This is a genomic window from Teredinibacter turnerae T7901, assembly GCF_000023025.1.
GTDB lineage: Bacteria > Pseudomonadota > Gammaproteobacteria > Pseudomonadales > Cellvibrionaceae > Teredinibacter > Teredinibacter turnerae_B.
This window is the reverse complement of record NC_012997.1, coordinates 3,143,239-3,157,223: the sequence shown is the minus strand read 5'-3', so window position 1 is coordinate 3,157,223 and position 13,985 is coordinate 3,143,239. Positions and strand designations below refer to the sequence as shown.

The window sequence follows — 13,985 nt, the reverse complement described above, 5'->3', positions numbered from 1 at the left end:
ATATAATCAGCCTTTTTATTTTGGCTCAGGAAGTTAGCCGATGGGTAAGTTAATAAAAATAATGTTGCCGTCAGGCATTATAGCGGCTAGTTTTATTGCGGTTTTTTTAATGACTGTGGCTAAAGAACCGCCGGTAAAAAATGCCACGCCTGAGGCAATTCCTCGCTATGAGGTGAATGAAATTCACTCTCAATTAGTGCAGGTTGTTGTCGATCTTTTTGGTGAGGTAAAAGCGGAATCCGAACTTACCTTAATTGCTGAGGTTAGTGGCAGAATTGAATCAATTCACCCTGCGTTTAACGCTGGTGGAACTATTGATGCCAACGAAGTACTGATCAAGATAAAAGATGAAGATTATCGCCTGGCCGTTGTTCAGGCTGAAGCCCAGGTTGCCATCGCCGATCTGGCGCTGCAAGAAAATATTGCCGATGCTGAGGTCGCCCGAAAGCAGCTTCCCTCAGGCAGTCACACACCTCTTGCGCTTAAACAGCCACAAATAGCTCAGGCTCGGGCGCAATTGAAAGCCGCTGAGGCGGGCTTGCAGAAAGCGCGATTGGATCTGGCAAGAACCGCTATCACACTTCCTTTTACCAGCCGTATACGCAGTAAGCTTGTTGGCGTTGGTCAATATGTTCCTGTTGGGGTATCCCTGGGAGAGGCTTATTCGACTGAGAATGCCGAAGTTCGTCTGGCTTTCACCGACGACCAGCTTATCCAGCTGGGCATTAGTATGGGTTATAAAGCCGAAAAGCAGGATGCGCTTAAAGTGAAAGTAACGGCGAATGTTGCTGGTAGAGATTATGAATGGTGGGGCTGGCTCGCACGTGTTGATGCAGCGTACGAACGCCAAACCCGACTCATTTATGGTTATGTCAAAGTTGAAGCTCCCTACGAACAGGTTCGCGGTCAGGAAAAGATGCCATTGGCAATTGGTTCATTTATTTCTGCTCAGGTTCGCGCGACGGAACCTATTCGGGCTTACGTTATACCATCCGAAGCGTTGCACTATGGTAATAGGGTGTATGTTGTGAACAACGGGCAGGTTTTTTCCAAAAGGCTTAGTGTTTTTCAGCAGCGTTCGGAGTCACTCGTTGTCCTTGATGGGCTAAAAGATGGAGACCTGATTGTCACATCCCCGGTCTCTGCTGTCGTAGAGGGAGCAAAAGCTGAGGCAGTAGTGGCCAAGCCGATAGCTACACAAAATGTGTTTGTTATACAGGAACAGGCGCTATGAGCGCGTTAATTGGCTGGTGGGTAAAAAATCCTATCGCAGCAAACCTGCTCTTATTTGGTGTGCTGGCTGCTGGTTTTATAGGGTTTCTGAGGCTAGACCGGGAACTTATGCCGACCATACATACGAATGTAGTCGAAATTCTTGTGGTATGGCCCGGCGCTGCTCCGGAAGATCTCGAGGAGCAAGTCATTACTCGGGTCGAACGAGCAATAATGGATATTGATAATATCGACAGGGTGAGTGCTACAGCAGAGGAGTCACAGGCGCTTATCGTTATTGAAGCTGATCCCACTGTTGATATGACACGTTTTCTCAACCAAGTAAAGAGTCGAGTTGCAGGAATACGGAGTTTTCCGGTAGAGATTGAACCGCCGCTGGTATACGAATCTATTTTTCGCAACGAAGTAATGCGCTTGGTCGTATTCGGCGAGTTAACTGAGCGAGATTTGAAAAGCACCGCGGAAACTATTCGTAGCGAACTGTTGAAATTACCCGGTATTAATTTGGTTGAACTTTCCGGAAGTCGTCCAGATGAGTTTGTTATCGAGCTCTCTACGGCGCAAATGCTCAAGTACGGGATCAGTTTTAATGAAATTGCGTTGGCAATCGCACGAAGTTCAATAAATCTTTCTGCAGGTATGGTTAAAACTCCATCTGGAGGTTTGCAGCTGCGTACAGAAAACCTTGCCAACAAAAAAGAGGATTTCCTGAATATCGTTGTTCGTAACACGGAGTTGGGCGGTGTGATCCGGGTTGGCGATATGGCGACGGTGGTCGATGGGTTTGTCGATGAGCTACATCTTTCAATCATGCAAGGAAAACCTGCAATTCAAATAAAGATAATGTCTGCAGAAACTACCGATGTTATCGATGTCAGTCGTCGAGTGAACGATTGGCTCGCCGAACGGAAACAGCGGCCTCAGACGAAATTCAAGTCGGGATCCGCTGTTAATCTCGCAACTCTAGACCAAGGTCCAGTAGAAATAGCGGTCTGGTGGGACTCGGCGGATATCTATAAAAGTCGAATGACAACCATAGAAAATTCGGCATTATCGGGCTTGATATTGGTATTTGCTGTGTTGATGTTAACGCTGCGCTTCACTGTTGCTGTTTGGGTGACCGTCGGCATAGCTTCGTCTTATATGGGAACTTTTGCGCTTTTGCCGTACATGGACGTTTCAATTAATGTGTTATCGACGTTTGCCTTTCTATTGGTTATAGGCATCATTGTGGACGATGCTATAGTTGTCGGAGAGAGCATTCATACCCAGACATACAAGAACGCTGCCGCAGGGGCAGACTGTGTCACTCGCGGTGTTACACTCGTCGCCAAACCTGTAGTATTTTCTGTCGCGACGACAATGTTGGCCTTTTTACCTTGGCTTTTTATCACCGGTGCCGACGCTCAGGTTACCCGCCAAATTGCGCTTGTAATTATATTTGCTCTTTGTTTTTCGTTGTTGGATGCATTTTTCATTCTGCCTGCTCATTTACGAAAGTTGAAATTGATCTCAAATGGTAATGTGCTACATAGATTTCAGGAGCGGGTGCGCGACGGGTTGGTGATGCTTAGCCACAGGCACTATCGCCGCTGTCTGGAGTTTGTTACTCTGCGGCCATATTTGTCGATAAGTGTCTTTATTGCGCTCTTCGTTTTGTGTGTGGGATTCCTGACCAGTGGTCTCCTCCAGTTTTCACTTGCTCCGGAAATCGAAAGCGATCAGGTTACCTTGGTTTTGAATCTGGAAAGCAATGTATCGGATCTGCAAGTAAATCAGATAGCGGAGGTGGTGGAGAACTCTATAGATGTGCTCTTGAATGAAAAAAATGGCGATCCAATTCAATCACCGGGGGTCGACCAGCCGACCTCGGGATCTGCAAAGATCGAGAGCTGGTACTTGGGGCTAGCGGACAACACATTAACGGCACTGCTCAAGCTGCCTTTAATCGAGGCGCGTAAAATTAGTGCGGAGCAGCTATCGCAACAATGGCGTTCGATTATTGGCCATCCGCCAGGTGTAAAAAAGGTGCAGGTTTTTCATCGGAAAAACCAAGAGCCCGCGTTGAGCTATACAATTAGTCACCCCGATCCTGAGCTTATATCTGCGGCAGCACTGGCTTTTAAAACGATGTTGGCCGGCTATCGTGATGTTTATAATATCGCTGATACACTCGATTCAAATCAGCAAGAACTGAGTTTTAGCTTAAAGCCAGCGGCATATCAACTGGATCTTTCGATCTCTGAGATAACCCGGCAGGTGCGCCATGCCTTTTATGGTGAAGAGGTTCAGAGACTTGTACGCAACGGAGAAGACGTTCGTGTAATGGTTCGATTACCCCGTTCAGAACGCAGCTCATTTTCGTCATTGCGCAATTTTAGATTGCAGTTAGCGGATGGCCGAGAAATACCGCTTAGTGCAGTGGCGAACTTCGGCTATACATCTGCAATAAAACGTGTTGAAAGACAGAATCGGCAACGTACAGCGACGGTGACCGCTGAATTGTACTCTGCCGATCGCAGAGCTATTGCGCAAGCCTTAAATTCCGGGCCGATTGCTGCGTGGCAGGAAAGTTATCCAGGAGTGACTCTTGGGGAAGTTGGCGAAGCAGAAGGCGAAAAACGCTTTTTTGTGGAAATTTTGAGTCTGTATGGTATTGCTCTATTCCTAATGTACGCACTTATCGCAATCGCATTTCAATCCTATACTCTGCCTCTGCTAGTACTAGTGGCTATTCCTTTTGGCTTCGTGGGAGCGGTAATTGGCCACTTGCTCTTTGGGGTTCCCATGGCGCTATTTTCTTATTTCGGCATAGGCGCCGCGGCGGGTGTGGTGATTAATGATAACTTGGTCCTTATGCACGCCGTGCTGCAGCTACGCACTGCCGGAGAATCTGCCCGTACGGCGATGATCGAAGGTGCTGTCAGCCGATTTCGCCCTGTGTTGTTAACCTCGGTAACAACCTTTGTCGGGCTGATACCGATGATTTCCGAAACTTCGGTGCAGGCTCAGTTTTTAAAGCCTGCGGTTTTATCGTTAGCGTTTGGAGTGTTATTTGCGCTACTCGTTACTCTGGCTTTAGTTCCCGCATTGTACGTGGCAGGGTCTTCTTTACGGGGCAGAAACCGAACTAGCGCTCACACAGCTTTCGATGCACAGGAGGTGGCAATCAAGTGACATCTAAATGGTTTATTATTTCCCAGCCAAAGCGCGCCCCGGCTATCAGGTTGATTTGTTTTCCTTATGCGGGCGGTAGTGCAGCTATATATTTTCCTTGGCTTGCGTATTTGCCAGAATATGTCGAGCTTGTTGCTGTTCAACTCCCTGGGCGTGCGAACAGAATCAATGAAACTCCTTTTGTAAGAATGGAGGCTTTAATAGAAAGCCTGTTCGCCGAAATTGTTCCGCTGCTCGATCGGCCTTACGTAATATTCGGGCACAGTTTAGGCAGCCGGATGGGAATTGAATTGATTCGTAAGCTGTCGCTAGAAGGAAAGCGTCTGCCATCACATTTTATTGCCTCGGGTAGTAGAGCTCCGCACATACCGATCCAGGGCGGCGGGCTACACGATTTGCCGATGGATGAATTTATTGGAGCGTTAAGAGATCTTAACGGCACGCCTGAAGAGATTTTGAAAAATGATCACCTTATGCGTCTGTGTGCCCCGACAATTCGGGCCGATTTCTGTTTGGGTGCTCATTATGTTTATAAAAATGAAGAACAATTACCTGTGCGGACAACGGTATTTGCAGGCCGTTCGGATGTTGGCCTTTCTGATGAACAATTAGTCGCATGGGGGCAACATTTCGAAACTGGGGCTTCTGTTAAAATGTTTGACGGCGACCATTTCTTTTTGGAGTCCAATGTGTCGAGTGTACTAGAGGTAATAAATGGTATTCTCATTTCGATGATGGAGCCGCAGGCAGAGTGGTAACCTTCAAAAATGCGGTCGTTGTGGCAACTATAATAGTTTATTGGTTTTGGTGATGACCCCTCTGATAGGTTATCGCCGAGTTTAAGATTATCGAAAAGAATTTTTTTATCTTAATATGGTGATTAAATGAGCTCTGTCGTTTCTGCGTTGAAAAAGGCGAATTCTCTTCAAGATTACTGGTCTCCCAAAGTTATCGCTGACGTTGACGATGCCTATGTCAAAGTTGCAAAGCTTAAAGGTTCGCTTGCCTGGCACACTCATGATGAGGAAGATGAAGCATTTTTTATTCTCTCAGGACGTCTGCTCATTCAAACAGAAAGCGGCGATGTGCAGTTGGAACAAGGTGATTTTTATGTCGTTCCAAAGGGGGTTGCGCACAACCCAATTGCTGAGAAAGAATGCTGCGTGCTTCTTGTTGAAAGAAAAAGCACGTTGCACACAGGTACCCTAATAACAGAGAGAACCCGCTCAATCGACGAACAAATGGCGGAATAAGCCGCCGTCATGCGGAAGTGGGGCTAAGCGTCAAATAGGGTATAGGTATCATCAGTTGCATGCTGTATCCCCAGGCAATGGGGCTGTATACCTTCTTTGAGCACTTATCGACGATTTCTGAGCTCCCGAATTATCGGGTTATGCATTTATAAATTAAATACCTTCTGATAAAACGCCAGTTCAGTTTCCAGCATCGTTTTTATATTGGTGGCGTTGCGAAATCCGTGGCCTTCATCGGCGAAGGTGACATACTCGACGTACAGGCCTTTATTTTTTACGGCATCAACCATCGCTTCCGCCTGATTGGGCGGTACCACCTTGTCTTCAAGCCCCTGAAAAACGAGGAGTGGGCAGCTAATTTTATCGACTGCGTGAATTGGGGAACGTTGTTGGTAAAGTTCTGGCTGCTGTTGGTAGCTACCTACCAGTTTTTCCAGGTATTGGGCTTCAAATTTATGGGTATCTTGTGCCAGGGTTTCCAGGTCGCCAATACCGTACAAGCTGACGCCCGCACTGAATGTATCGCGAAAGGCGAGGGCGGCGAGCACCGTATAACCACCGGCGCTGCTGCCTTTTATGATTAGCTTGTTTTTGTCGACCCAGCCCTGCGCCACTGCATATTCGGCAGCAGCACATACATCATCTACATCGAACACGCCCCACTGGCCGGAAAGCGCGTGGCGGTAGTCGCGACCATAGCCAGTACTGCCGCGATAGTTGACATCCAGTACCGCAAAGCCTCGGTTTGTCCAGTACTGTATTTTCGCATTGAATGCGGTGTCGGTGGCTGCAGTTGGGCCGCCATGGCAAATAACGATTAGCGGTGGTAAATCGTCATCACTTTTGTACTGACTGTTTCTCGGGGCGTAGTAAAATCCATACGCGTTTGCATTTTGGCTGGTGGGGAATTCTACGGCTAGGGGACGTGATATTTCGGGTTCCCTTACGGGTGAAGCTGACGTTGTGGATGCTACTGGATTGTGATTGTCATCCAGTAAATAGAGTGTAGGTGCCTGCGCCGGAGCAGCGCCGATAAATCCAGCGTGGCCGTTGCCGTCAGCAAATAAATCGCTAATAGACGATGGTGCATTTGCCACAGACTGGCACGGGGCTGGCCATTGTTTTTTGGAAAGATCCAGCGTAATTAATTGCCATTCGCCATTGGCGCTGGCACAGGCGAGCAAAGTGTTGTTGTCCAGAAAGTCGTAAGTAGACATGCGAAACACCCATTGGGGTGTTGCGAATTCAGCGTTCATTTGGGTAACAGGTTGGCTGTCAGTCTTGTTATCGCGCAAGTGCGCTTGGGGAATCACATAAATATTCCACCATTGATTAACATCGGAGACAAAATAGAGGTCGCCGTTGCGGTGGAACCTAGGCAAAAACAGGCTATGGCCGCTATGGCCTTCAACGGTTGTTGCGCATGCCTGGCTAAACGCGCCGTTTACGCTGCGCTTGGTCACTGCAAGTTCGGTCGTGTCCCAGGGCATGTCAGGCGCATCCCAGCTCAACCAAGCCAGATATTGACCATCTGAAGAAATGGTCGGGCTCGCATAAAAGTCTGCGCCTTCGGCAATGATCGAAATGACGTTTCCGTTGTTCAGATCTATGCTTACCAAACTGTTTGACGGGTGCGCAGATTCTGCGTTGTGGCTTTCACACACGGCGACAATCGCATTGGTGGTGGGGTCCAGAATAAGATCCGCATAGCGGGCGCTGGGCGTGTCGGTTACTGCCACGGGAATTGATTTTAGGCTGGGGTCGCGCTGGATACGATAAATTTGCTGGTCATCGGCCTGCACGAAGTAGATGTCGGTTTCAGTTATAAGATAACTGCCCCCGCCGTATTCATGTACTTTGGAGCGCGCGTTTAGCGGGGACGGGAGCAGGCTGCCCGGTGCTGCGCTGCCGTCTAGTGGTTGCGCCATAATGGTGGTGCGGCCCTTTTCCTGGGGCAGCCCCTGTAGCCAGAATATAGTTGAGCCGACAATACAGGGTTCGGCGATACGCGGCGTGCCGTTGGCGACCAGCTCTGCGTAAATAGTCGATGGCCAGCGACCGAAAGGCAGGTTTTTCTTGGGGGTGTCTCGCTCGTGCATGGATTTTCCTGTATAAGTCTGCCGGTTCAGTTTTTTACCTAGGGGTGGCTATGGTCGTTTTTCCAGGTTTGCAAGCTTACGAAACGCAATTGCGAGATGCAAAGGGCGTTTGGATTGCATTCAGCGGTGGTTTGGATTCCACGGTGTTATTGCATCAAGCAGCGCAGTTGGGCCTGGAGCATCTGCAAGCCGTACACGTAAACCATCAATTGTCACCCAATGCGCAGGCTTGGCAGCGCCATTGCGAGGATACCGCAAATTCATTGGGTGTGCCGCTGACCGTAAGAACGGTCAGTGTGGATGACTTTGGCGGTGGGGTAGAAGATGCCGCGCGTAAACTTCGTTACCAGATTTTTAGCGAGCTGCTTAAGCCTGGCGAAATTTTACTCACAGCGCATCACGCGAATGATCAGGCTGAAACACTCATTTACCGGCTGATGCGGGGCGCAGGTTTGAAAGGACTGTGCGGTGTTCCTCGATCCCGGAATCTGGGGAGAAGAAAAACTCTGGTGCGCCCTTTTTTGGATGTGGCGCGCCCGCAGTTGGAGGCGTGGGCCGACGATCACGCGGTGCGCTGGATCAAAGACGAGAGCAACGACGATACGTCGTTCGACCGCAACTATATTCGCCACGAGGTGATGCCTGCGCTCTCCGCCCGTTGGCCGGGAGCTATTGAGCGTATCGCGACCTCGGCGAGTCTTCTCGCGGAAAGTCAGGAACTGCTCGATGCCTATCTAGACGACGATCTCAACGCCTGCAAGTTGCGCAAAGAACGTGTTGGTGAGAGCCTCATACTCAATGTCTTTCTGAATTTCTCCGAAGTTCGCCAGCACCATCTTCTGCGCTATTGGATTGGGCGGAGTGATTGTTTAATGCCATCCCAGCAGCACCTTGCAGAGGTACGCAAGCTATTATTGGCGGCGGAAGATGCGAAACCTGAGGTTAGCTGGGGCCCTGCGGGCGTGCGCGGTGGCAGCATCTACCGCTATCAAAACCGCTTATACCTGGCGCCCCGACTAAATTACGCAGTCGAACGTGAAGCCTGCTACAAAAACTGGGATGGTGTTACTAAGCTTCAACTGGGTAACTTTTCCATTGTCGGTAAGCCTGCCGAAGTTGGCCTTGCGCCCGGTAATTATCGGGTTTTGTTCAGGGAAGGTGGCGAACGCTGTCAGCCTGCAGATAGGCAGAACTCTCAGACATTGAAGAAGTTGTTACAGGAATATCGCCTGGAGCCGTGGTTGCGGGACGTGGTACCGCTGGTTTATGCGGGCCAGGAGCTGGTGGCAGTGGGCGATTTGTGGATTTGTCAGGGCTTCGAGACGAGCGGCGGATTTCAGCCTGTTTGGCGCATTGAGTAGGCTAGTACTTTCTGGTATTCTGGCGTCCCATCTTAGGGCAGAACTGAAAGTCTATAACTGATTGAATTTCCGCAAGAAACTGCCCTGTAAACTCCCGACTCAAGAATTTAGGCATCCTCTCTATGGTATCCACGTGCTGCTTTTGTACGGTATTCGCACGTCGTGAGATTTATGTGCCCACTTTATTAATTACAGTCTGATTTAAGGGTTCCAATGACTCGATTTATTTTTGTTACGGGAGGCGTTGTATCGTCCTTGGGTAAAGGTATAGCGTCCGCTTCGCTCGCAGCAGTGCTGGAAGCGCGCAATCTCAAGGTGACGATTCTCAAACTCGACCCCTATATTAACGTTGACCCGGGCACTATGAGCCCGTTTCAGCACGGGGAGGTGTTTGTTACTGAAGACGGCGCCGAAACCGACTTGGATCTTGGTCATTACGAGCGATTTATTCGTAGCAAAATGACCAAGCGCAACAACTTTACCACGGGTCGTGTTTACGAGACGGTACTGCGCAAAGAGCGCCGGGGCGACTATCTCGGTGGCACTGTTCAAGTGATCCCGCACATTACCGATGAGATCAAACGTCGCATTCTGAGCGGCGCCGATGGGTACGATATTGCTTTGGTCGAAATCGGCGGTACGGTTGGCGATATCGAATCACAGCCATTTCTGGAAGCTGTGCGCCAGCTCAAAGTCGAATTGGGCGGCCAGCGTGCCATGCTGATTCACCTCACATTAGTGCCCTACATCGCAACGGCCGGTGAGACCAAGACCAAACCTACACAGCACTCAGTAAAAGAGCTGCGTTCGATTGGCTTGCAGCCGGATGTGCTGTTATGCCGCTCGGAAAAAGAGGTAGAAGAAGAGCAACGCCGCAAAATTGCACTCTTCACCAACGTCGAAGAGCGCGCGGTCGTTCCTCTGGCGGATGCGGATTCAATCTACGCCATTCCCAAGCTGCTGCAGGGCTTCAAACTCGATCAATATGTGCTGGAACGCTTCAATCTGGAAGCACCAGAGGCAGATTTGGCAGAGTGGGACAAAGTGCTCGAACTCGAGCAGAATGCGACTGAGCAGGTTACTATTGCCATGGTAGGTAAGTACATGGATCTGCTCGACGCCTATAAATCGCTTAACGAGGCGATTAGCCATGCGGGTATGCACGCCGGTGCTGAGGTAAAAATCAAATACATCAACGCAGAAGATATCGAAGAGCAGGGCACCGGGTTATTGGCTGATGCAGACGCAATTCTGGTTCCTGGCGGTTTTGGCGCGCGCGGTCTCGAGGGCAAGTTGTCCTCTGTGCAGTATGCCCGCGAAAACAAAATCCCCTATTTGGGTATTTGTCTGGGGATGCAATGTGCGGTTATCGAATTTGCGCGTAATGTACTTAAGCTGGATGACGCCAACAGCACTGAGTTCAACCCTAAAACAACGCATCCGGTGATCGGCCTGATTACCGAATGGATCACCTCTGAGGGTGACCGGGAAACCCGCGATGAATCGTCTGATCTGGGCGGGACAATGCGTTTGGGGGCTCAGGAGTGTCATTTGGAGAAAGGCTCCAAAATTGCAGGTATCTACGGCAAGGATATGATCGTGGAACGTCATCGTCACCGTTACGAAGTCAACAATACCTATTTGGAAGCCATGCGCGAAGCAGGTTTACGTATTGGCGGCTGGTCTTCCGATGACACTCTGGTAGAAACCGTTGAGCTGCCGGATCACCCCTGGTTTGTCGCCAGTCAATTCCACCCGGAATTTACTTCCACCCCGCGGGACGGGCATCCGCTGTTTTTAAGTTACATCAAAGCCGCGCTGGCGGCACGCCGGTAGAATTCACGCTCACGGAGTACACCAATTGCAACATAAAGTAATCAAAGTTGGCAGCATTGATGTTGCCAACGACAAGCCCTTCACCTTGTTCGGTGGTATGAACGTGCTCGAATCTCAGGATTTGGCGCTGAAAATCGCAGAAAAGTATGTGCAAGTGACCCAAAAATTGGGCATTCCCTACGTGTTTAAGGCCTCCTTCGACAAAGCCAACCGTTCCTCCATCCACTCGTATCGCGGGCCGGGAATGGAGAAAGGGCTGCGCATTTTTGAGGCAGTGAAGAAAGAATTTGGTATACCTGTGATCACCGATGTGCACGAACCTCAACAGGCGGCACCGGTGGCAGAAGTGGTGGATGTTATTCAGCTGCCTGCATTTTTGGCGCGCCAAACAGATTTGGTCGAAGCGATGGCCAAAACGGATGCGGTAATCAACGTGAAAAAACCGCAGTTTCTCAGCCCTGGGCAAATGAGAAATATCGTTGAGAAATTTGCAGAAGGTGGCAATGAAAATGTCATCTTATGTGAACGCGGAGCCTGCATGGGTTACGACAATCTGGTTGTCGATATGCTGGGTTTCCGAACCATGAAGGAAGTGAGTAACGGCTTGCCCGTCATTTTTGACGTAACTCACGCGTTACAGTGTCGCGATCCACTGGGTGCGGCCTCCGGGGGGCGCCGTCAGCAAACCGCTGAATTGGCGCGGGCTGGCCTGGCAGTGGGGTTGGCGGGGCTTTTTATTGAAGCCCACCCGAACCCGAACGAAGCCAAGTGCGATGGCCCCAGTGCCTTGCCACTGGACAAACTGGAACCCTTCCTTGGGCAGATGAAAGCCGTGGACAACCTGGTTAAGGTGTTGCCACCGCTGGATATTCAGTAGTTTCCCTTACACTTGTCAGTAAAACAAAGAGAGACAGTCACTATGAGTAAGATTGTAGACGTAGTTGGTTTTGAGGTAATGGACTCCCGCGGGAACCCTACCGTAATGGCGGAAGTGGTCCTGGAGTCGGGTGTTGTCGGTAGCGCATGTGCGCCTTCTGGAGCCTCTACCGGCTCCCGTGAAGCCCTGGAACTGCGCGATGGCGACAAAAGCCGCTACCTGGGTAAAGGTGTGCTGAAAGCGGTTGCCAATATCAACGAAACCATCAAGCCTCTGCTGGTGGGTAAAGACGCCGCCGCACAGCGCGAACTCGATCAAATCATGATCGACGCTGACGGCACTGATAACAAAGCCACTCTTGGCGCAAATGCTATTCTGGCAGTATCTCTGGCTGCAGCCAAAGCTGCGGCAACTGACAAAGGTGTTCCTCTTTACGCGCACATCGCGGAAATCAACGGCACCCCTGGCCAGTACAGCATGCCTGTTCCTATGATGAACATTGTTAACGGTGGTGAACACGCCGACAACAATGTCGACATCCAGGAATTCATGGTTCAGCCAGTTTCTGCGCCTAACTTCACCGAAGCACTGCGTATGGGCGCTGAAGTTTTCCACGCGCTGAAAAAAGTACTGTCTGGCCGTGGCCTGAACACTGCGGTAGGCGACGAAGGTGGCTTTGCTCCTAACCTGCCTTCCAACGAAGGTGCGCTGGAAGCTATCGCTGAAGCCGTAGCTGCTGCGGGTTACAAGCTGGGTGAAGACATCACTCTGGCTCTGGACTGTGCGTCATCTGAGTTCTACAAAGACGGCGTCTACGATATGGCTGGCGAAGGCAAAAAATTCACTGCAGACGAATTTGCTGCCTACCTGGACGAGCTGTCCAGCAAGTACCCCATCTTGTCTATTGAAGACGGTATGGACGAAAGCGACTGGGATGGCTGGGACGTTCTGACCAAGAAAATCGGTAGCCGCGTGCAGCTGGTTGGCGACGATCTGTTCGTAACCAACACCAAAATCCTGAAAGAAGGCATTGAGAAGGGTATTGGTAACTCCATCCTGATCAAATTCAACCAGATTGGTTCTTTGAGCGAAACGCTGGACGCGATCAAAATGGCGAAAGACGCAGGCTACACCGCCGTAATCTCTCACCGTTCCGGCGAAACCGAAGATACCACTATTGCTGACCTGGCAGTTGCAACTGCCGCAGGCCAGATCAAAACCGGTTCTCTGTCGCGTTCTGACCGTATCGCCAAGTACAACCGTCTGCTTCGCATTGAAGCTGAACTGGGCGAAAAAGCACCATATCGCGGCCGCGCTGAATTCAAGGCGTAAGCGATCTGTACACACCAGAGGCTGTGTTGTGCAGCCTCACTCGAAACCCGGCTTTAGGCCGGGTTTTTTGTGCCGGACAATTTAGGCGCTAATCCTGGCGCTATCGCCTGGCTTGTTGTTCTACTTGGGCATGCCCCACGCGGTTACGGTGAAAATATCACAGACCATCACCCTCACCGAGCGTATCGTTGCGTCCATCAACTGAGACGGAGATCACGCTATGAACAACGGTAAACTGATTGTGATAGAAAACCAAAATGATGTGCATAACCTCCGTCGTTTAAACAAGCGTTTTTCCCGCCCTGCGGTACGTCGCCTGGTAGTGACGCCCGAGCGGGATTGCAGCCAGCGCGGGCGCCCGCTCTCAGATACGGGCGCCAGCCAAAAAATCGCCCGACTGTTCAATGAAGGTGGCAGTCGAGTGGTGCCACCCGTATTCTCTCTGGTACTTTTGCTCTTTGTATTGTTGCAACTTGAAAGTGGGGCGGGTCTTAGTTTTTCGGATACCGTTTTGAGCATTGCTTGCGCGGTAGTTGCGGCGTTTCTGGCCAAGTGCCTACTGTCTCTTGTCAATTACCACCGGTTGGAGCAGGAACTCCGCGCTCTGGAGACAACGTTAAGCAGTGCGCACTAGCGGCGCACTTCGTTACAGAACACCAAGTCCTTTAAAATGATGCTGGGCACCGGCTCCAATTTCGGGTGTATTGCGCACCTTCCAGCCCCCATCGCCTCTCCGTGAACCTTGAGTGCTTCGATCGCGCCGTTAAACAGCTTTCAACTTCATGTTCTTGTGCTTTGCCCTTTGTGCAGTACCTTA

General features: G+C 50.4%; 10 protein-coding genes. 9 read left to right on the top strand and 1 reads right to left on the bottom strand.

Annotated elements, in window-relative coordinates; translation table 11 throughout:
• The first annotated feature begins 40 nt into the window (after positions 1-40).
• The 4 genes from TERTU_RS12620 (at position 41) to TERTU_RS12605 (ending at position 5,663) form a co-directional block, all read left to right on the top strand.
• Positions 41-1,234: an efflux RND transporter periplasmic adaptor subunit gene (locus TERTU_RS12620; RefSeq protein ID WP_015816885.1), complete on the top strand. Its 1,194-nt coding sequence runs from the start codon at positions 41-43 to the stop codon at positions 1,232-1,234.
• On the top strand, positions 1,231-4,410 hold the full coding sequence (locus tag TERTU_RS12615; protein WP_015819037.1) for an efflux RND transporter permease subunit: 3,180 nt from the start codon (positions 1,231-1,233) through the stop codon (positions 4,408-4,410). Before TERTU_RS12620 ends, TERTU_RS12615 begins: the two co-directional genes overlap by 4 nt.
• The gene (locus tag TERTU_RS12610; protein ID WP_015820255.1) at positions 4,407-5,168 is read left to right on the top strand and encodes a thioesterase II family protein; all 762 of its coding nucleotides are present in this window, start codon (positions 4,407-4,409) and stop codon (positions 5,166-5,168) included. The genes TERTU_RS12615 and TERTU_RS12610 overlap by 4 nt, the downstream gene beginning before the upstream one ends.
• A gap of 126 nt (positions 5,169-5,294) precedes the next feature.
• Positions 5,295-5,663, top strand: coding sequence for a cupin domain-containing protein (locus TERTU_RS12605; protein ID WP_015818653.1), 369 nt, complete (start codon positions 5,295-5,297; stop codon positions 5,661-5,663).
• Between the two features lie 146 nt (positions 5,664-5,809).
• Here the strand turns inward: TERTU_RS12605 and TERTU_RS12600 are convergent, their stop codons facing one another.
• On the bottom strand, positions 5,810-7,762 hold the full coding sequence (locus TERTU_RS12600; protein WP_015819345.1) for a S9 family peptidase: 1,953 nt from the start codon (positions 7,760-7,762) through the stop codon (positions 5,810-5,812).
• A gap of 50 nt (positions 7,763-7,812) precedes the next feature.
• Between TERTU_RS12600 and tilS the strand changes: the two genes are divergently transcribed.
• The 5 genes from tilS (at position 7,813) to TERTU_RS12575 (ending at position 13,802) form a co-directional block, all read left to right on the top strand.
• On the top strand, positions 7,813-9,123 hold the full coding sequence (gene tilS, locus TERTU_RS12595; protein ID WP_015817237.1) for a tRNA lysidine(34) synthetase TilS: 1,311 nt from the start codon (positions 7,813-7,815) through the stop codon (positions 9,121-9,123).
• A 213-nt stretch (positions 9,124-9,336) separates the two neighbouring features.
• Positions 9,337-10,959: a CTP synthase gene (locus TERTU_RS12590; protein ID WP_015818276.1), complete on the top strand. Its 1,623-nt coding sequence runs from the start codon at positions 9,337-9,339 to the stop codon at positions 10,957-10,959.
• A gap of 25 nt (positions 10,960-10,984) precedes the next feature.
• The gene (gene kdsA, locus TERTU_RS12585; protein ID WP_015819030.1) at positions 10,985-11,836 is read left to right on the top strand and encodes a 3-deoxy-8-phosphooctulonate synthase; all 852 of its coding nucleotides are present in this window, start codon (positions 10,985-10,987) and stop codon (positions 11,834-11,836) included.
• A gap of 42 nt (positions 11,837-11,878) precedes the next feature.
• Positions 11,879-13,168: a phosphopyruvate hydratase gene (gene eno / locus TERTU_RS12580; RefSeq protein ID WP_041590234.1), complete on the top strand. Its 1,290-nt coding sequence runs from the start codon at positions 11,879-11,881 to the stop codon at positions 13,166-13,168.
• Positions 13,169-13,388: 220 nt separating this feature from the next.
• On the top strand, positions 13,389-13,802 hold the full coding sequence (locus tag TERTU_RS12575) for a hypothetical protein (protein ID WP_015820184.1): 414 nt from the start codon (positions 13,389-13,391) through the stop codon (positions 13,800-13,802).
• The last annotated feature ends 183 nt before the right edge of the window (positions 13,803-13,985 follow it).

Bases quoted from the DNA above. Each gene is read 5' to 3' on its own strand.
- TERTU_RS12620 (WP_015816885.1), top strand. From the start codon at position 41: ATGGGTAAGTTAATAAAAATAATGTTGCCGTCAGGCATTATAGCGGCT.
- TERTU_RS12615 (WP_015819037.1), top strand. From the start codon at position 1,231: ATGAGCGCGTTAATTGGCTGGTGGGTAAAAAATCCTATCGCAGCAAAC.
- TERTU_RS12605 (WP_015818653.1), top strand. From the start codon at position 5,295: ATGAGCTCTGTCGTTTCTGCGTTGAAAAAGGCGAATTCTCTTCAAGAT.
- TERTU_RS12600 (WP_015819345.1), bottom strand. From the start codon at position 7,762: ATGCACGAGCGAGACACCCCCAAGAAAAACCTGCCTTTCGGTCGCTGG.
- tilS (WP_015817237.1), top strand. From the start codon at position 7,813: ATGGTCGTTTTTCCAGGTTTGCAAGCTTACGAAACGCAATTGCGAGAT.
- TERTU_RS12590 (WP_015818276.1), top strand. From the start codon at position 9,337: ATGACTCGATTTATTTTTGTTACGGGAGGCGTTGTATCGTCCTTGGGT.
- eno (WP_041590234.1), top strand. From the start codon at position 11,879: ATGAGTAAGATTGTAGACGTAGTTGGTTTTGAGGTAATGGACTCCCGC.
- TERTU_RS12575 (WP_015820184.1), top strand. From the start codon at position 13,389: ATGAACAACGGTAAACTGATTGTGATAGAAAACCAAAATGATGTGCAT.